Here is an 18,840-nt window from a genome sequence, read left to right as displayed (position 1 = left end):
TGTAAACAGCATTAACCAATATTCGGCGTTTCTGCCTGTGGGGCAATTAAGCCTTTGTTTCTTAAAGCCTGCCAGAAGCCCTGTGGGATGACTTCTGCCATGGCTTTGCTGTCTTCGATAAGGCGCGAAGGTCGGCTGGCGCCGGGGATCACCGCAGCGAATAGCGGCTCGGCCAGCGGGAATTGCAGCGCCGCGGCTTTAACATCTACTCCGTACTGGCGGGCGATGTCGTGAATGACTTTGACCTTCTCGAGGATCTCCGGCGACGCCTCGCTGTACTCAAAATGCTTGCCGCCCACCAGCACGCCCGAGCTGTAAGGGCCTCCGGCGATAAACTCGGCGTTGTTGGCTCTCGCCTTGGCCAGCAGTCGTTGCAGAGGTTGTTGGTGATCGAGCAGCGTATAGCGGCCCGCCAGCAGGAAGCCGTCTGGGCGGACGTCATCGAGATCCAGCAGCAGTTCGCAAGGCTCGACGCGGTTCACGCCCAGCCCCCAACCCTTGATAACCCCCTCTTCTTTCAACCGGGAAAGTGCTTTAAAAGCTCCTTTGCGAGCGATATTGAAATGCTCGATCCACTCGTCGCCGTGCGCGTCCTGAGCCACATCGTGCACAAATACTAAGTCAAGACGGTCGGTTTTCAGCCGCTCCAGACTCCCCTCGATAGAACGCATGGTGGCATCTGCCGAATAGTCGGTCAGCATCTTGTTCTGGTTACCCAGCCCAAAAGCCCCGGCGCGAGGAGCAGCGTGCAGCTCGTCAGAAATGGGTCGCCCGACCTTGGTACTTAAGGTGTATTCACTGCGCTTATACTTCGCCAGCGCCTCGCCGAGTCGGGTTTCAGACAGGCCAGCGCCATACAGCGGCGCAGTATCATAGAAGCGGATCCCCTGCTGCCAAGCGGCTTCCACCGTTTCTGCGGCCTCTTCGTCAGACAGCGCGCGGAACATATTCCCCAGAGGGGCGGTGCCGAAGCCAAGGCGGCCGATGATCTTGTCTTTTAAACTCATAATTTTCTCCAATGTATGTTTCAGTCGCAGTCATAATAGATGTCACTTAGCATTTATACAATAGATGTTATATGACATTTATTTTGAAATACGTGAAAAACAATGAAGAAGGAAGACGTGTCGGCAAGCAGAGTGCCGACACGGGAGGCTGCGTTAAGCCTGCTGGCGAGTTGGCCGGAAGACGATTTCATTCACATCCATATCCTCGGGCTGCTCGATGGCGAAGATAATGGCGCGGGCGAATGAGTCAGCCGAAATAGCCGTAGACTGGTAGAACCCCAGCATCCCCTTGGCGACGTCAGCCTCGGTAATGCTGGCGGGAAGCTCAGTGTCCACCGCCCCCGGCGACAAAATAGTGGTGCGGATATTCCAAGGTTTTACCTCCTGCCGCAGCCCTTCCGACAGGGCGCGCACGGCAAATTTGGAGGCAGAATAGACCGTGCCGTTAGGCATGTTCTTGTGCCCAGCCACCGATGCCACGTTAACAAAATGGCCGGACATCTGGCGCTGCATGTGCGGCAGCGCCGCCGCGATGCCATAAAGCACGCCCTTGATGTTCACATCGATAGTGCGCTCCCAGTCTTCAACTTTTAGCCTTTCCAGCGCAGAAATGGGCATCAGCCCGGCATTGTTAACCATCACGTCAACTCGCCCGAAGGTCTGCACCGCGCTGTCCACCAGCCGTTTTACATCATCACGACGCGTGACGTCGGCCTCGACGGCAATCGCCCGATGCCCTTCGCCATTCAGCTCGTCCGCCAGCTGTTGCAGGCGGTCGATACGCCGCGCGCCCAGTACCAGACAAGCCCCCTGCTGTGCCAGTCGGCGTGCGGCGGCCAGCCCAAGACCACTGCTCGCGCCGGTGATCACAATGACTTTATCTTTGATATTGTTGTTCATAACAAGCTCCGAAAAATGATGTCAGAGCCGATGGTAGGTAAAAGAGTAGCAAGCCACTAGTAGGCCAGTTATTGACTCAGTAACAAGTAGAGGTTGATACTCGACATTCTATAAGGAGAGGAATAGCCATGCCTGTTAGCGACCTGCGCGCCATCGAAACCTTTATCAAAGCCATCGAACTGGGCAGTATTCGCCGAGCCGCGGCGGCTCAGGGAGTCAGCCCACAGGCGGCGAGTCAGGCGCTGGCGGGCCTTGAGCAGCGGCTCGGTGTGCGCCTGCTGCATCGCACCACCCGCAGTCTGGCGCTGACTACCGAAGGCCAGCAGTTTCTTGACGCCGCCCAGCCCGCGTTGGCGGCATTGGAGCGAGCCGGAGATCGGGTGCGTAATGTGAAAGACGCGATTGCGGGCCCGCTGCGCATCGTCGCGCCAAAGTATTCGTTTTTGCCGGTGCTTTGGCCGCTGCTTGATGAGTTCTGCGGACGCCATCCCGACGTCGAGCCGGACATCAAACTCGACGATCGCATTGGCAGTTGGGTGGAAGATCGCACCGACGTCGGCTTTCGTATTGGTCAGCCGCCGGAAGACGGTGTCTCGGTTCGCCGCCTGTTCGCCATGCAGCTGATTGTCTGCGCCTCTCCGGCTTATCTCGCCCGCCACGGCGCGCCGCAGAATATCGAGCAATTGGCCGCGCACCGTTGCAGCACCTTCCGCCACCCCGGCTCGGGGCGCGTGCTGCCTTGGCTGCTAAAAGTGGATGGCGAAGTGACTTCAGTTGACGTGCGCCCGGCGCTGTCGAGCAACGACGCGCAGCTCGAGACTCAGGCAGTGCTCTCAGGCCACGTGATTGGCCTGCTCTCCGGCCTGTCGGCGGCCGCGCCAATCCGCGCCGGACGGCTGGTGCCGCTGCTCACCCAGCACGTCACCGACCATATGAGTGTTCACGTCTATTACGGCAGCCGCGCGGCCCAGCCATCAAGGGTACGGGCCTTTATCGACCTGACTATCGAAAGGCTGCTGGATGCGCCGGACTACGTGCTCAGCGCGGAGGAGCTGGCAGAAAAGTCAGGCTGAACCGCCCCCGCCGCGCCGAAAATAACCCTCTAGCAGCAAAGTCAGCTGCTCGGGCAGATGCTGGTCGAACTCGGGAGAGGAAAGCCCCTCCAGCAAGGCGCGCACCGGGCCTGCCAGCGCGCCGAGGGCAATGGCCGCCGTGACATCCGGGTCTTTAAACTGGGCGTCGGGCGCACTCACCAGCATGGTTGAAACCGCCGCCGACATCCGCCGATGCACAATAGCCACCACGCGCGCGCCGTCGCGCTCCGCCGCCACGCGATACAGCGCCTTTGACTCCTCGGTGTCATGCAGTTTTGCCGCCAAAAACTCCTTCACCAGCCTTGCCGCCATCACATCCACCGGCTGGCCCTGACAGGCGGCGCACACCTCTTCTACCGCTATCGCCACCCTCTCCAGATGATGGGCCAACACCGTCGCCAGCAGCGCGTCGCGGTTGGGGTAATACTGGTAAACGCTGCCCACCGACATGCCCGCGCGCTCGGCAACCCGCGTGGTGTTGCAGCGCGCTAAACCCTCTTGAGTTAAAACCTGAATGGTTGCCGTGTGTAAAGCCGCAACGGTGGCCGCCGATCGGGCCTGTACTGGCGATTTACGGGGCTTGAGCGTCTTAGGAGGTGTGTTCATAAATGCGAATTCTAAACCTGAAGGATGATTCATATACTTGTACTTCCCCTACTCAGCGAAGGCAAGAAGACAACTATGACGAGCATCGATAACAGCGGCACATTCACCCTCGGCACGCACAGTGTAAAACGTCTGGGCTACGGCACCATGCAGCTCGCCGGTCCGGGCGTGTTCGGCCCGCCAAAAGATAAAAACGCAGCGCTGGCCGTGCTGCGTGAGGCCGCGGCATCTGGCGTAAATCACATTGATACCAGTGATTTTTATGGCCCGCACATCACCAATCAGCTGGTGCGCGAGGCGCTGCATCCTTATTCCGATGACCTGACGATTGTCACTAAAGTGGGCGCGAAGCGTGGCAGCGACGGCTCATGGCTGAAGGCCTATTCGGCGCAGGAGTTGACCTCGGCGGTGCATGATAATTTACGCAATCTGCAACTGGACGTGCTCGACGTGGTTAACCTGCGCATCATGTTTGATACCCATAAACCGACGGAAGGATCGATAGAAGAACAGCTTAACGCGCTGGCCGAGCTGCAGCATCAGGGGCTGATACGCCACATTGGGGTGAGTAATGTCACCGCGAAACAGGTCGCCGAAGCGCGCAGTATCGCGCCGATTGTCTGTGTACAGAATATGTACAATTTGGCTCACCGCAAGGACGACGCGCTGATTGACGAACTGGCAGAGCAAGGCATCGCCTACGTGCCGTTCTTCCCACTCGGCGGCTTCAACCCCTTGCAGTCAGCGGGTTTGCAGCAGGTGGCGGATGAGCTGAATGCTTCAACTATCCAAGTGGCGCTGGCGTGGCTGTTGCGCCGTTCGCCAAACATTTTGCTGATCCCCGGCACCTCGTCGGTGAGCCATTTGCAGCACAACCTCGCCGCCGCCGGGCTGGTTATTCCACAGGCCGCGATGGATAAACTGAACCAGCTGGCGGGCTAACGGGCCTTAGTCAGTAAGTCATTGATATAAGGCAGGATCTCTTTTTTGCGGCTAATTGCTCCCGGCAGCGAGCACGCGCCCTGCGGCAAAATGGCGTTGTGAGAGAAGTAGAGCGTCGAGTTGCGCAGGGAAATATCGGTCAGGATCAGTACCACGATGTCCAATCCCCTGGCCTGACGCTCGCGCTCTATCTCTTCGAGCAGCTGCGGCAAGAGCGGCGTCACGGCGGCGAAGGCGCTCACTTCAATTTGCGCCAACAGCAGTGACACACCGTTAATGGTGTAATTTTTGGCGTCTTTTTGCAGTAATTCCGCAGCCGTTTTGCCGCTGATATCGGTTTTCGCCGCCAGCAAGCCGTCGAGGAAATCCTGATAATTCAACCCGTTAATTGCCAGCAGGGCTTTCACCGCCTGCTTATCCTGCGCCGTGGTGGTTGGCGACGTCAGCCCCACGGTATCACTCAAAATCGCCCCCAACAGTAGCGTCGCCTGGCTCGAGCTCACGGCCATTTCACACTCTCGAGTCATAATCTGCCAGATGATGGTGCCACAGCAGCCCACCGCGCGAACCCAGATATCTGGCGGGTTCTTGGTCATTACCGTGCCAAGGCGATGGTGATCAATAATGCCAAGAATGTTGCTGGCGGGCAGCGACACTGGCCCCTGCTCGAACTCGGTAAAGTCCACCAGCCACACGGGTTTGTCTGTTAAATCATCGACTAACAGCGGCGGCGCGGCCCTGTTGGCCTGCTTCAGAATATAGAGGGTTTCCGGTGTTAGCTCGCCAAGGCGAAAAGCCTGCGCGGGTTTCCCCAAGGCGTTGAGCCAGTCCGCCGTCACCAGGGCGCTGCAAATCGTATCGCTGTCGGGATTGAGATGACCAAAAACCGAAATCATAAATCGTCCTTTGAGGGCGCGTAAGTAATGGCCAAAGAGTAGCAGACTCGCGGCTGGCGCAGGCAATAATCCCCCACGGGTAGAGGCTCGCCGCCCTAATTATTCATCCGCTCAATGTAACCCTTTGCAATATAGACAATTTTCTTGGAAAGTGTGCCGCAGAATAGAATTTAGCCGCTTGGTTAAGGCTTCTGACTTAACTATAGTTGCCTTGCTGCGGCAAAATCCGCAGTCGGGTTTCGCAGCCCGGTTAACTTATGAGGATCACTTAGTGGTATAACACTGAGTGTTAATGCTTTTGTTCGCCTATTGTTCTCGCAACACGCCATGTTGCGACAATATCTATGGTGGCTCAGGCAGGGCAACCTTCGGGTTGGCCGGTATCCTTGTAGGCCGGTACTGCGAACCCTGTCTGGGCTACCACCAAAACTTTCGCAGCTTAGGTGGCAGCTAAATTTTAGGACTCGGCGTTTTTAATCTCCGCCAACAGCTGCGCTTTCGCCACCGAGATAAAATCATCCGCCACCGAGTAGCCGCTGTTAGCACGGGCCAGGATCAGCGCGCCGACCATGGTCGATACCGCCGCCAGCGCCTTCGCGTGGTTGCTCTCCCCGGCGGCAAAGATCTCCACTAGCTTCTCAGTGCCCTGATGAAACGCCTCGCGCACCGGCTTATCTTCATCTTCCCGCGCCACGTCGCTCGCCAGCGAAGCCAGCGGGCAGCCGTCGCCCATGTTCTTGATATTGGAAGATGAGAGATAGTGCTCCACCAGCGCTTTTTGTTTTTCGGCTAACGTCTCGCCGGACGCCGCTTCTTCTTGCCAGTTGTGTACCGCCGTGTCGAAAGCGTTGGCACAGGCAATGGCGATCAGCTCATCTTTGGATTTGAAATGGCCGTAAAAGCCGCCGTGGGTCAGCCCGGCGGCGGACATCACGTCGGCAACGCTGACTTTCAGCCCCTGCTCGCGAAACAGCTTTGAGGAGACTTCCTCGATCAGGGCGCGGTTGCGCTCGGTTTCGGCTTTAGATACCCGTGGCATAGGACAGACTCCTGCTAAACTTGGCAATAGATGATATGTATCATATTACAATTTAGGCCATTGCTCTACGGCTGATGGCGGATTAAATATCCCTTGCCAAAAATAAATTATAGTCGTAATTTATTTTTTAAGCAGTAGAGCACTTAACCCTTCCCTATAAAACTGGAGACTGACCATGCCGATCGTACGCGTTGATATCATCAAAAACGCCGATAGCAGCTATATCGGGAAAATTGGCAAGATAATCTATCAGGCGATGCGCACCGCCATTAATGTGCCGGACAAGGACAACTTCCAAATCTTGAACGAGCACGCGCGGGATCACTTCGTCTATGACCCGGAATATCTTGGCATTCAGCGCACGGACCAGACGGTGATCATTCAAATCACCCTCAATGAAGGCCGAACTGTCGATCAGAAAAAGGGGCTGTATAAGACCATTGCCGACCAGCTTGCGCAGCAGTTAAGCATCCCGAAAGGCGATGTGTTTATCAGTCTGGTTGAAGTGAAGAAAGAGAACTGGTCGTTCGGCAACGGCATCGCACAGTACGCCGAGTAACAGAGGAAGAAATAGTGAAAACGCCATGACGACAGCTGTGTCATGGCGTGTGAAAGGCTTAACGTGAGAAGCGCTTCGCGCCAAACACGCAGGCCAGAACCCCGGCCATGACGGCGATCATTGAGGGTTGAATGGTCTCTTGCAGCAGCCACCCTGCCAGCGCCAGCCCGAAGAAAGGCTGGAGCAGCTGGAGCTGGCCGACGGCGGCGATCCCGCCCATCGACAGGCCGCGATACCAGAAGATAAAGCCAATCAGCATGCTGAAAATCGATACATAGCCGAGGGAAGCCCACGCCTGCGGGCTGGCGACCGGCCAGCTTGCGGGTGCGGCGTACCACGCCAGCGCCAAAGCTACCGGCAGAGAAATCACCAGCGCCCAGCAGATCACTTGCCAGCCGCCCAGCTTGCGCGTCAGGACAGCACCTTCGGCATAGCCCAGCCCACACAACACCACGGCGGCCAGCATAAACAGGTCACCCAGCCACGAACTGCCCGAGCCTTGGCTGAGGGCGAAAGCCGCCACCAGCAGGCTTCCCAACACTGAAAAAGCCCAAAATGCCGGGCGCGGACGCTCGCCGCCGCGCAACACGCCAAAGCAGGCGGTCGCCAGAGGCAGCAGGCCGATATACACCAGCGAGTGCGCCGAGGTGGTGTGTTGCAAGGCGAGCGCGGTGAGCAGCGGGAAGCCAATCACCACGCCGAGTGCCACCAGAATCAGCGGAATAATGTCCTGTTTCTGCGGGCGTTTTTGCGCCGTCATCAGCAGCATGGCGGCCCCTAACAACCCAGCGATTAAGGCGCGCACGGCGGTTAAAAACAGCGGATCGAACTCCAGCACCGCCACCCGCGTGGCGGGCAGCGATCCGCTAAAAATCACCATGCCCAAGAAACCGTTAATCCAACCCTGCGTTGCGCGTTTTCCCTCTGCGCCCTCGGCCCCGCCGCGATGCTCTACCCCTGCCGTTTGACTACCCATTCCCAGACTGCCCCGCTGATTTTTATTAAAATTTTAAAAGGTGATTGAAATGCTCCGGCCACCATTTTCCACGCCGCGCGACACAAATATAGACACACTTTGCACAATTAATAGGGAGACACTTTTGATTGCTGCTTTAATCCGCCGCCATCTTCGGCAATACTGTGTGCATGAACAGCCTGTGTAAACCCACAGGCGGCGACAGTTAACCACGAGGGACGATCATGGGCGCGTTTTCCGGTTTCAATCAGCAGGGTTTGACCTTCCTGCTGCAACTCAGCCAGAACAACAATAAAGAGTGGTTCGAAGAGCATCGCGAGGTTTATCAGGAGAACCTGCTCAGCCCGTTTCGCCATCTGGTGTCTGACCTGAGCCAAGACATGCTGGTGATTGACGAACTGTTCGAGGTGCGTCCGTCCATTGGTAAAACCCTGTCGAGAATGCACCGCGACACGCGCTTCTCCAACGATAAGTCGATATACCGCAGCAATATGTGGCTGTCGTTTAAGCGTTCGCGCAAAAACTGGACCGACGCGCCGACTTACTTCTTCGAACTGGGGCCTGACTGGTGGCGCTACGGGCTGGGCTACTACAGCGCGACGCGCGTCACCATGGACCTGTTCCGCCAGCAGTTGAATCAAAAACCCGAGGAGTTCCTCAAGCTGGCGCGCCGCATTCCGTCGCATTTCACGGTGGAAGGTGACAGCTACAAGCGCCCGCTGGTGAAGGATCAGCCAGCCGAAATCGCCACCTGGTACAACAAAAAGTCTTTCGCGCTGATCAGCCATCATCAGGATATGGAGCCGCTGTTCTCCGGCAAGCTGGCGAGTCAGCTCAGTCAGGACTTCCACAAGCTGGCGCCGCTGTACGACATGTTGATGAAGATTGAAGGCATGAAGAAGAATCAGATGCAGTTTGATGAGTAAAACCAGCCAGCGAAGCTGACTGGTTAGGCGGGCGATTTAGTGCGCGGCGTCTTGCAACACTTGCTCGATAAAGCGCGCGGAGTTGGTCATCGCCTGCATCGCTTCCGGCAAAATGGTGGCGTAAAAATGCCAGGCGTGGAACATGCCGGGCCACACCTCCAGCGTGACACGCACCCGATGGTCGCCAAGGTGCGTCGCCAGACGCATGGCGTCACTGAGCATCACTTCGTTTTCACCAATCTGAATCATGATCGGCGGCAACTCGGTGACGTCGGCAAAAACCGGCGACGCCATCGGATGGTTTGGCAAGGCGTCTCCCAAGAAGCTGCGCGCCAGCAGGTTCAGGCTTTCACGGCTACAGGCCGGGTCATAGCCATCGCGGTTGAACATTGACGCGCCGGTATGTTCAAGGTTAGCCCACGGGGAGATCGCCACGCCTCCGGCGGGCAATGGCAGCCCCTTGTTGCGCGCCGCCACCATCACGCTGACCACCATCGCGCCGCCCGCTGACTCCCCGGCCAGCACGATGCTTTTCCCCTCAATGCCCTGCTCTAGCAGCCATTCATAGGCGCGGAGCACGTCATGAATCGGCGCAGGGAATGGGTGTTCAGGCGCCAGCCGATAGTCCGGCAGATAAACCCTCGCCCCCACCAGCTTGGCATAGTTGCCACCAATTCCCACATAGCCTTCTGGGGAACCGACCAGATATCCGCCGCCGTGGATATACATCACCACCGCGTCGGTTTTCAGTTCGTCCGGCGTGATGAGCAAGCCCGGCACGCCGCCCATATTTACCGACGTCAGGCTGACATCCTCGGGGTGCGGCTGTTTGGCCTGCATAGCATTATAAGCCGCGCGCACCTGATGGATATCCGACGCCGAGTTGTCGCCCCTAAGCACTGGCCCCAGCGCCGATAAAATCTGGTTACTTTCCGCCAGCGCGGCCTGCGTTTTTTGATTCAGCATGATCTTTCCTCTTAATGTGATTAGCGTTGATTCACGACAGAAAGGAATGCTATAGAAAACATTGGGGAATGTGTTTCCCCACTTGGGGAAGCAAATAGCCACAAATCGCGGCTGGGAGAACGGCGTGGAGCTGAACAGTATCAATGATATCGCCGCCTTTGTGGCCGCGGTCAGAGCAGGAAGTTATACCCGCGCGGCGGTCACTCTGGGGCTGACCCGTTCCGCCGTCGGCAAGAGCATCGTGCGTTTAGAAACCCGGCTCGGCGTGCGGCTGTTGAATCGCACCACGCGCAGCCTGAGCCTGACCGACGAAGGCCGGATTATGTATGAGCGCTGCCGGCAGATTTTAGAAGATCTGGAGGAAGTGGACAGCACCATGGCGCTGCGCCGGGTGGTGCCGACCGGCAGGTTAAAGCTCACCTCCTCGCTGTCGTTTGGTCAGCGCCACATTCTGCCGCTGGTCGGCGAATACCTGCACCAGTGGCCCGAGCTGCAGGCTGATGTCTCCTTCTCCGACCGCTATGTCGATATTATTGAGGAAGGTTACGACATTGCCATTCGCATTGGTGATGAGCGCGACGACTCGCGGCTGCTGTCGCGCACCATCGGCTGGCTGCAGGTGGTGACCTGCGCCTCGCCGGAGTACCTGCAACGCAAAGGCATTCCACAGCGCCCGGAAGACCTGTTCAACCACGACAATCTGTTTCTGTCGGGCGTGATGCGTCGCCGCGACTGGAAGTTTAAAACGCCAGAGGGAATTTACAGTTTTGACTGCCCCGGAAGGTTGAATATTGATAGCTCGGAGGCGATGCGCGAGTCGGCGTTGGCGGGATTCGGCATTATTAATCTGCCGACTTATCTGACTGCTGAAGACATTAAAGCGGGCCGACTGGTGCCCGTGCTGACGGCCTTCAATATGGAGCCGGAGCCTATCCGCCTGCTCTACCCGAGCAAGCAGCACCTCTCGCCGCGCATTCGCGGCTTTATTGATTTACTGGTGGAACGCTGGGCCGACGGCGTGCCTTGGCATCTTCCGAATTCATAAACTTTGTATAAGAAAACTGCCGCACGAGGCGGCAGTGGGAGATGGCGAGTCGGCGGATTATTTCGCGCCTTTGGAGATAACCAACTTCTCCGCCGGGCGTGAATTCCACTCTTCTTCGGTGGTGTCGAAGTTCTGCGCCAGCACGTAAGACGGGGTTTTCGCCAGCCAGTCGGACAGGGAGATGTCCTGATAGATGCCGTTATCCAGCACCACCAGCACTTTCAGGTCTTCGTCGCCGGTGTTCTCAATGTAGTGACCAAAGCCCTGTGGCACATAGCCGACGTCGGTGGCGACAAACTCTTCGGTTTGCGCATGGCCGTGTGAACCGAAGACCGTCATGCGGCCTTTGCCAGAAATGTAGTATTGCCACTCGTTGGCGTTCGGGTGCCAGTGCAGTTCGCGCACCGCGCCCGGCTTCATGATTTCAATCACGCCGGTCATGGTGGTCGAAACTGGGAACTCTTTGGAAGAGACGATGTGAACGCTGCCGTCCTCACTTTCAAAGAACGGTGGCTCGCTCAACAACGGGTAGTGGTGCTTCAGCTTGGAGTCATCTCTGCCGCCGTTGTCGTGCGGCAGTGGCAGTGCCGGTGGAACACGGCCAGCGACAATATAGGCTTCGCCCTGCTTGGCTTTAGAGAAAATAGACGACGGCATATTGGTGCTTTTCGCCAAGACTTCTTTCGGCATATGGGCAATCCAGTCGGTAATACTGAAAGTACCGAACTCGGAGAAGTGGCCGTTATCGAAAGTCAGAATAAAGTGCGCGCCGCCTTCCAATGCTTGAATGGAATGACCGTAGCCTTTCGGGAAATACCACACATCGCCTTCGCCGAAGTCAGCGACTTCAGAGGTGCCTTCCGGGTCAATAATAGTGATCCGCGCTTTGCCGGAGATCGGCTTTGTTGAATAAATCGAACTTTTGCTGAGTTGAAGGATCAGATCACGCATCTTCCCGACAACGCAGACCGTTCCGTTCCGTGGCAAAGCAAAAGTTCAAAATCACCAACTGGCCCACCTACAATAAAGCCCTCATCAACCGTGGCTCCATAACTTTCTGGCTGGATGATGAAGCTATTCAGGCCTGGTATGAGTCAGCAACACCTTCTTCACGAGGCAGACCTCAGCGCTATTCTGACCTTGCCATCACGACTGTGCTGGTCATTAAACGCGTATTCAGGCTGACCCTGCGCGCTGCGCAGGGCTTTATTGATTCCATTTTTTCTCTGATGAACGTTCCGCTACGCTGCCCGGATTACAGCTGTGTCAGCAGGCGGGCAAAGTCGGTTAATGTCAGTTTCAAAACGCCCACCCGGGGTGAAATCGCACACCTGGTAATTGATTCCACCGGGCTGAAGGTCTTCGGTGAAGGCGAGTGGAAAGTCAAAAAGCATGGCCAGGAACGCCGCCGTATCTGGCGTAAGCTGCATCTCGCCGTTGACAGTAAAACACATGAAATCATCTGCGCTGACCTGTCGCTGAACAACGTTACGGACTCAGAGGCCTTCCCCGGGTTAATCCGGCAAACCCACCGGAAAATCAGGTCAGCCGCCGCCGATGGCGCTTACGATACCCGGCTATGTCACGATGAACTGCGGCGTAAGAAAATCAGCGCGCTTATCCCTCCCCGAAAAGGTGCGGGTTACTGGCCCGGTGAATATGCAGACCGTAACCGTGCAGTGGCTAATCAGCGAATGACCGGGAGTAATGCGCGGTGGAAATGGACAACAGATTACAATCGTCGCTCGATAGCGGAAACGGCGATGTACCGGGTAAAACAGCTGTTCGGGGGTTCACTGACGCTGCGTGACTACGATGGTCAGGTTGCGGAGGCTATGGCCCTGGTACGAGCGCTGAACAAAATGACGAAAGCAGGTATGCCTGAAAGCGTGCGTATTGCCTGAAAACACAACCCGCTACGGGGGAGACTTACCCGAAATCTGATTTATTCAACAAAGCCCCGGAGATCATATAAGCCCATTCAGCGGCAATGGCGTGCCAGTGCAATTCACGCACCGCGCCCGCTTCGAGGGTCATATCAACCCCGGCAATACCTTCGGAAATAGGGAATTGTTTGACTGTCGCTTCCCGCGCCCAGCCACCGGGCAGAGAGCGTTTTTCACTGTCGGAAAATTTATATTTATATAACCCTTTGGCATCTTTTTTCGGCACAAAGGAGGTTGGCGGGACTATATTACGGTTTTCATCGGCAGAGGCCGTGTTAATCATGGCACTGGCTAGGCTGACTGTCGCTGCACCCGCGGCAGACATTTTCAACATATCACGACGTGTAAGCATTTATATTCTCCTTAAAGAATACAAAGCATAAACAGAATTTAATTATTTATTGGTATTTTGTTTATTACATTTTGTTGTTTTATGACTAAAAAGTTACAACGATAAACCGTTGATAAATAGCGATCAAATAATAACTATCAGTTTCGGGTGGCAACTATTTTTTTGGATTTATATCACATTAAAAAAGCAGGCAATCACCTAAGCCCGCCTTCATATTTACCAGACTAAACATGAGAATGAGAATTAAAACCTAGCGATATATATTAAATTATATATCGCTAGTTTACTCACTGAGATTAATTCTCAATATTAATAGGTTAGAAAGTATATCCGAGCGTAACGGAGACACTGCGCGGCGCGCCGTAAACCGCGTAAGACGAGAGGTAGTCGTAATACTCTTTGTCGAACAGGTTATTGACGTTGGCCTGCACGGAGAGCTGGCGCGTTACCTGATAACGGCTAAACAGGTTGACCAGCGCATAACTCCCCTGCTCGGCGCGCATATTGCCCTGCGGGCCATCAGCATACTGGAAGGTGGTGTTTTGCCAGTTCACGCCACCGCCGACGCTCAGGTCCGGCAGCATCGGCAGTTGATAGCGGGTAAATAGCTTAAGGGTGGTGCGCGGCAAGTCTGAGTTAATCGCATTACCATTGCTATCGCTGGCAACAAAGCGCGAGCCGCCGAAGGTCATTTGCAGGTTGTCAGTCATTGCGCCGTTGACCTCAAACTCCACGCCTTTACTCACCGTGCCGTTAACCGCGTGATAAGCCGATTCGGTGGTGCCCGGAATATAAGTGCCGTCTTCCTGCGCCAGATTATCCTGCTCGATGCGGAACACCGCGATGGACGCCGTCAGGCGGCTGTTGTTCCAGTCACCTTTCACGCCTGCTTCGTAGTTTTTGCCTTGAATCGGATCGAGGTAGTTTTTATTGCTGTCACGCTGGGTCTGCGGCTGGAAAATCGAGGTGTAGCTGGCGTAGGCCGACCAAGTATCGTCAATGTCATACACCACGCCCGCGTATGGAGTGACGTCGGTTTTATAGCTGGTGGCCGTGGTGCCGTCGGCGCGCCAGTCGGTGTAACGTGCGCCAACAATTAGCGACAGCGGGTCAGCCAGCGAGAAGCGCGCGGCGGTATAGGCCGACTTCTGGCGAATAGTATCATTGGAAAGATCGGCCCAGTCACTCCACTGCGGATCGGCGGTGTGACCATTCCAGTTGTTGTAATTGCCAATATCTGCTTCACTCAGCGTCGCCTGAGTATTGCGATACTGATTGCGCTGGCGGCTGTAACTGGTGCCGACCATCAGCTGGTGCTCACGCCCCAGAAGCTCGAACGGCCCGTTGGCGAAGGCATCCACCGAATCCACTTTACGGGTACCGATGTTCCAGCCACCGTAGCCCATCACGCCCGCGCCCGTCTGCTTATCTGGGTAGCCTGAGCCGTACATCATTTTGGTATCGAAATCGGTTTCAGCATGAGTGCCATTAAGGCGCGCCTGCCAGCCGTTATCAAACTTTTGCGTCAGGTTGGCGAAGACCTTTTTTGACTCGATATCGGAATAAGCCCAGTCCGGCGCGGCGTTAAAGCTGCGGTCAAAATGGGTGCGGCTGCCGTCGCTATACCAGGTTGGAATACCGCCCCAAGTTGGGTTGGTGGTGTCGTTTTGCTGGTAGTCGTAGCCGAGAGAGAGCTGGGTGGAGTCCGTCAGGTCGGCATCCACCACGGCGTAGAGGAATTTTTTCCGGTAGTGATATCGGTCCAGCCAGGTGTCATTATCCTGATAACCGGCAATGACGCGGCCGCGAACCCTGCCCGATTCAGTCAGTGGCGCGGAGAAATCGCCAACGATGCGCTGCTTGTCCCAGCTGCCGTAGCTGCCGGTCACTGAGCCTTGAAACTCCTTACTGTCAGCATGCCTACGCACCATGTTCACCGCCGCCGACGGATTGCCCGCGCCGGTCAGCAGGCCAGTCGCGCCGCGCACCACTTCGATTCGGTCATAGATTGCCGTATCTGAGCCGCCGTCACCGAAGTTCCACACCGGGCTGAGGGTGGTTGGGATATCGTCAAACAGGAAGTTATTAATGAAGAAGCCGCGAGAGTAGTAGGTCGAACGGTCTGAGTCGATGTTGCTGGCGGTAATGCCGACGGTGTTGTTGAGCACGTCACCCACGGTTTGCAGGTTCTGATCCGCCATGCGCTGCTTGCTGATAATGCTCACCGACTGAGGAATATCGCGCGGCACCAGTAGCATCTTGGTGCCTGCGGTAGTCACCGGCACGCTGTAATCCTGCATGCCCGCCTCACCCTGCGCGGGGGCGGTGGCGCTAACCACCACAGTGTCATCCGCCGCCTTCGTCGGCGCTACCTGTTCTGCCATCACCCCTTGGTATGATGAAGCCACAAAAACCGCCATCACGGAGAGAGAAAAGCGTCCGCCAGAGGTCTTTATTCCTACCTTTGTATTTTTTATATTCACTGCGCAAACCCCAAACAATAAAAAGAATGAGAATCATACGCATTGCGTTTTGATCAGTAAATCATTTAAACATACTAAAAATCCTAACCCCAACAAGGACCTGAATATCCACTAGCGACAGGCTTTAAAAAGACCTAGACTTATGTAAGACATAATCTTACAGGGGGTCTGATGCCAAGAACCATAACCGTTAATGTTGGGGATGGGGATGGGGATGGCATCCGCCCTGGTTGACGCCATCAATATCATACCGTTGCAGACAAACAGCGGGTAGGAGATTATGAAATCATTAGATATAAAAAATACGATCTTCAATAATTCAAAGGATGATACTAATGCAGGATTCATCTTAGCTCTACAAATAATACCGATAATATGAACATAAATGCCACACACATTATGTTACTATAGCCTTCAGATCTTTCTCTCCCCTTGGTTTGTTATGCTTATGTTAATGAGATAACATTTTTAACCTTATGTTTTTAAATGATTAAATACCCTTAAAATTATAATTCCCATATAAAACCCCAACTTATTACAATTTACCTAATAAGTTTTATAGTAAAACCCGTCTTCACTTCCCTCTCGACTTATAAGATAATTATTAGAACAAAAGGAACCTGAAATAATAAAAATATTATCTACATCGAACATGCTTTCATTAATTGCACGGAAGCAGGACAGCGCCTCATAGTCTATTACGTCCTTATAATCTGATTTTTAGACGTTTAACAAAGGGAGTTTTGCAATATGGAAATGAAATCACTGCTTAAAGTCACCGCGCTGGCCTGCCTGATGGCGGCGGCTGCAAATGCGGTAGCTGGGCCGAGTGCCAATGTGCAGGTTAAAGGCACGGTGACACAGGGGGCCTGTACGCCAACATTAACTAATAACGGTGTTTACGACGTGGGAAATATCAGCGTTGATCAATTAAAGCCCGCTGGACAAAATATGTTTGAAGCCCCGGTAAAAACAAACGTATTCCGAATTGTATGTTCTAGCCCAACAAAGGTCGCCATGAGTTTATCAGATAACCGTTCTGATTCCGTATCGAATGAATTATTTGATTCAGAAAATTATCCAGGGATGATGTTGGGGTTAGGAAAAACCTCATCGGGCAAAAATATTGGTAAGTGGTACCCAAAATGGGATTTGAACAGTTTAAGAGCCAGCGGCCCCTATGATGTCCTTGAAAGCGAAGATAAATCAAACTGGGAAAAATTTGATTACGACTACGCTATAATGACTGTCACGGAGGGGAGTCCTGATCATCTAACGGTTTCTGATGTAGGCTCTTTAACGCCAAAAGCTATCACAAGTTTATCTATGAATATCTATACACGGGTGGGCCTATCATCTGCAGTATCCAGCATTAACGATGTGGAAAACATTGACGGCAATGCAACATTGTCTATTGATTATTTATAAAGGGCCTGACAATCGGCCTGTACGTCTGCTTATAAAGTAGTGTTACGACGAGTTTTTGGCTGAAAATTTTTAAATGATATTTAAATTATAAATATCGTGATTAAGAACGAGTCATTAAAAAAAATGAACTCAATAATGTAAGAAATACATGGAGAAACACACAATGGAAATGAAATCACTGTTTAAAGCCACCGCTATCGCCGCCCTGCTGGCGTCCGCGACCTCCGCCTTTGCGGGCCCGACCGCCACCCTGCGCATCACCGGCACCATCACCCCGGGTGCCTGTACCCCGGTGCTGGCCAACGGCGGCATTATCGACTTCGGCGCAACGTCAGTCGACTCTCTGCCCTCTACCGGCACCCTGGCACTGGCCGGCAAATCGGTGACCGCCACCGTGACCTGTACCGGTGCGACCAAAGTGGCCATGAGCTTTGTCGATAACCGCGCAGACTCCGTGCCAGCGCACAGCAATGAGGCCACCACCGCTTCCAGCGCATTTGGTCTGGGCAAGTCAGGCGATATCAAAATTGGTTCGTACGGCCTGAGCATTGTCAGCATCAACGGCGACGGCACCGCCGGTGACCTGTTGATGAGCAGCGATAAAACCGCGTGGAGCAAAATGACGCTGGACACCTTCGCTAACAACAATACCGCGCAGCAGTACCTGACCTTTGCGGCTACCGGCACCACCACGCCAAAAGAAGCGACGGTGTTCACTTTCGACCTGAAAGCGACGCCTGCCCTGAGCTCGGCGCTAACCGGAATTACCGAAACGGCAAACCTGGACGGCAACGCCACCATTAACTTCGAATATCTGTAAGCAGGACGAGGGCGTCCCAGCGGGCGCCCTGAATATGCGACAAAGCGAAACGACAAAAAAGGAAATCACTGAAATGGAAAACAAAATGATGAAAAATATCTTTAAAGTCACCGCGCTGGCCTGCCTGATGGCGGCGGCGTCAAATGCAGTAGCTGGCCCGAGTGCGAATCTGCAGGTTAAAGGCACGGTGACACAGGGGGCCTGTACGCCAACATTAAGTAATGGTGGGAGTATTGATTTAGGGGAAATTGGAGTTAATCAGATAACTTCCTCAGGTTTTGGTTTTTCACGACAGAGCTTCGATTTAAATATAAATTGCAGCTCTGCAACTAAAGTTCAAATTTCAACCATAGATAACCGTGCGGATACGGCTGATCGACGAGCATATCCTAATATAGCAGGGGGGGCTGTTAATAATGGATTAGGTAAAACAGCTGATGGTGTGAAAATTGGAGCGTATACACTTGCATTTTATAAAACCGATGGCACGCTTGTTGCTGACGGCGAAAATAAACCACTAATTTATAATCAAGGAGGGCCGTCAAATTGGTCTAATGTACCGGCTGGTGGATGGTCAACTCTTGCGGCTAGCAGTTTTACTCTTTCTATAGCCGAATCCGGTAGTGTGGTACCAACACCTATTCAGAATGCAACTTTTAAATTTGGTGTATTACCTTATTTATCTCCAGAAATAAAGAATGTTGTGGAAGCTCTGAATATCGATGGCAATTTAACCTTTAATATTAATTATTTATAATTCCTTAAAAGAAAGCAAGCGTAGGGCGGATAATCGCAGCGCCATCCGCCGTATTCTTTTTGAGATTCCAATGATTTGTGTTTTGGCGGATGGTAAGA

General features: G+C 54.2%; 16 protein-coding genes and 4 pseudogenes. 10 read left to right on the top strand and 10 right to left on the bottom strand.

Annotated elements, in window-relative coordinates; translation table 11 throughout:
* Window positions 1-11 precede the first annotated feature (11 nt).
* A complete protein-coding gene (locus V2154_RS07890; protein ID WP_353501750.1) occupies window positions 12-1,007 on the bottom strand; it encodes an aldo/keto reductase in 996 nt (331 codons plus the stop codon).
* A 153-nt stretch (window positions 1,008-1,160) separates the two neighbouring features.
* Window positions 1,161-1,907, bottom strand: coding sequence for an SDR family oxidoreductase (locus tag V2154_RS07885; protein WP_353501749.1), 747 nt, complete (start codon window positions 1,905-1,907; stop codon window positions 1,161-1,163).
* A 128-nt stretch (window positions 1,908-2,035) separates the two neighbouring features.
* On the opposite strand from V2154_RS07885, the gene V2154_RS07880 reads away from it, so the two are divergent.
* Entirely contained in the window at window positions 2,036-2,980 is a 945-nt protein-coding gene (locus V2154_RS07880) for a LysR family transcriptional regulator (RefSeq protein WP_353501748.1), read from the top strand.
* Here the strand turns inward: V2154_RS07880 and V2154_RS07875 are convergent.
* Window positions 2,972-3,607 (bottom strand): TetR/AcrR family transcriptional regulator, encoded by a 636-nt coding sequence (locus V2154_RS07875; protein ID WP_353501747.1) that lies wholly within the window; start codon window positions 3,605-3,607, stop codon window positions 2,972-2,974. The two genes, V2154_RS07880 and V2154_RS07875, sit on opposite strands and share 9 nt — an antisense overlap.
* A 75-nt stretch (window positions 3,608-3,682) precedes the next feature.
* Between V2154_RS07875 and V2154_RS07870 the strand changes: the two genes are divergently transcribed.
* Window positions 3,683-4,549: an aldo/keto reductase family oxidoreductase gene (locus V2154_RS07870; RefSeq protein ID WP_353501746.1), complete on the top strand. Its 867-nt coding sequence runs from the start codon at window positions 3,683-3,685 to the stop codon at window positions 4,547-4,549.
* Here the strand turns inward: V2154_RS07870 and V2154_RS07865 are convergent.
* The gene (locus V2154_RS07865) at window positions 4,546-5,445 is read right to left on the bottom strand and encodes a DHH family phosphoesterase (protein WP_353501745.1); all 900 of its coding nucleotides are present in this window, start codon (window positions 5,443-5,445) and stop codon (window positions 4,546-4,548) included. The two genes, V2154_RS07870 and V2154_RS07865, sit on opposite strands and share 4 nt — an antisense overlap.
* Before the next feature lie 308 nt (window positions 5,446-5,753).
* Here V2154_RS07865 and V2154_RS07860 point away from each other — a divergent pair.
* A pseudogene (locus V2154_RS07860) lies at window positions 5,754-5,834 on the top strand (ash family protein); the annotation flags it as partial.
* A 68-nt stretch (window positions 5,835-5,902) separates the two neighbouring features.
* Here the strand turns inward: V2154_RS07860 and V2154_RS07855 are convergent.
* Window positions 5,903-6,484, bottom strand: a complete 582-nt coding sequence (locus V2154_RS07855) for a TetR/AcrR family transcriptional regulator (RefSeq protein ID WP_185687976.1) — start codon at window positions 6,482-6,484, stop codon at window positions 5,903-5,905.
* A 175-nt stretch (window positions 6,485-6,659) separates the two neighbouring features.
* On the opposite strand from V2154_RS07855, the gene V2154_RS07850 reads away from it, so the two are divergent.
* Window positions 6,660-7,043, top strand: coding sequence for a tautomerase family protein (locus V2154_RS07850; protein WP_353501744.1), 384 nt, complete (start codon window positions 6,660-6,662; stop codon window positions 7,041-7,043).
* Between the two features lie 58 nt (window positions 7,044-7,101).
* Here the strand turns inward: V2154_RS07850 and V2154_RS07845 are convergent, their stop codons facing one another.
* Entirely contained in the window at window positions 7,102-8,019 is a 918-nt protein-coding gene (locus V2154_RS07845; RefSeq protein ID WP_353501743.1) for a DMT family transporter, read from the bottom strand.
* Between the two features lie 221 nt (window positions 8,020-8,240).
* On the opposite strand from V2154_RS07845, the gene V2154_RS07840 reads away from it, so the two are divergent.
* Entirely contained in the window at window positions 8,241-8,945 is a 705-nt protein-coding gene (locus V2154_RS07840) for a DUF2461 domain-containing protein (protein WP_353503947.1), read from the top strand.
* A gap of 36 nt (window positions 8,946-8,981) precedes the next feature.
* Here V2154_RS07840 and V2154_RS07835 read toward each other — a convergent pair whose 3' ends face one another.
* Window positions 8,982-9,911 (bottom strand): alpha/beta hydrolase, encoded by a 930-nt coding sequence (locus V2154_RS07835; RefSeq protein ID WP_353501742.1) that lies wholly within the window; start codon window positions 9,909-9,911, stop codon window positions 8,982-8,984.
* A 124-nt stretch (window positions 9,912-10,035) separates the two neighbouring features.
* Here V2154_RS07835 and V2154_RS07830 point away from each other — a divergent pair, with 124 nt between their 5' ends.
* Complete coding sequence (locus tag V2154_RS07830) at window positions 10,036-10,956, top strand: LysR family transcriptional regulator (RefSeq protein ID WP_353501741.1); 921 nt, start codon at window positions 10,036-10,038, stop codon at window positions 10,954-10,956.
* Window positions 10,957-11,013: 57 nt separating this feature from the next.
* Here the strand turns inward: V2154_RS07830 and V2154_RS07825 are convergent.
* Window positions 11,014-11,853: pseudogene (locus V2154_RS07825) on the bottom strand (cupin domain-containing protein); the annotation flags it as partial.
* Window positions 11,854-11,886: 33 nt separating this feature from the next.
* Here V2154_RS07825 and V2154_RS07820 point away from each other — a divergent pair.
* Window positions 11,887-12,860 (top strand): annotated as a pseudogene (locus V2154_RS07820) (IS5-like element IS903B family transposase).
* Window positions 12,861-12,915: 55 nt separating this feature from the next.
* On the opposite strand, the pseudogene V2154_RS07815 reads toward V2154_RS07820, so the two are convergent.
* Window positions 12,916-13,254: pseudogene (locus V2154_RS07815) on the bottom strand (cupin domain-containing protein); the annotation flags it as partial.
* Window positions 13,255-13,571: 317 nt separating this feature from the next.
* Window positions 13,572-15,638: a ferric-rhodotorulic acid/ferric-coprogen receptor FhuE gene (gene fhuE / locus V2154_RS07810; protein WP_437342026.1), complete on the bottom strand. Its 2,067-nt coding sequence runs from the start codon at window positions 15,636-15,638 to the stop codon at window positions 13,572-13,574.
* Between the two features lie 849 nt (window positions 15,639-16,487).
* On the opposite strand from fhuE, the gene V2154_RS07805 reads away from it, so the two are divergent.
* The 3 genes from V2154_RS07805 (at window position 16,488) to V2154_RS07795 (ending at window position 18,742) form a co-directional block, all read left to right on the top strand.
* Complete coding sequence (locus V2154_RS07805) at window positions 16,488-17,165, top strand: DUF1120 domain-containing protein (protein WP_353501740.1); 678 nt, start codon at window positions 16,488-16,490, stop codon at window positions 17,163-17,165.
* 163 nt (window positions 17,166-17,328) lie between these two features.
* On the top strand, window positions 17,329-17,985 hold the full coding sequence (locus V2154_RS07800) for a DUF1120 domain-containing protein (RefSeq protein ID WP_353501738.1): 657 nt from the start codon (window positions 17,329-17,331) through the stop codon (window positions 17,983-17,985).
* A gap of 73 nt (window positions 17,986-18,058) precedes the next feature.
* Window positions 18,059-18,742: a DUF1120 domain-containing protein gene (locus tag V2154_RS07795; protein WP_353501739.1), complete on the top strand. Its 684-nt coding sequence runs from the start codon at window positions 18,059-18,061 to the stop codon at window positions 18,740-18,742.
* Window positions 18,743-18,840: the final 98 nt, after the last annotated feature.

Origin of the sequence: Ewingella sp. CoE-038-23 (assembly GCF_040419245.1) — a bacterium.
Lineage (GTDB): Bacteria > Pseudomonadota > Gammaproteobacteria > Enterobacterales > Enterobacteriaceae > Ewingella > Ewingella allii.
The sequence above is the reverse complement of the archived record's forward strand: the minus strand, read 5'-3'. Positions and strand labels throughout refer to the sequence as shown.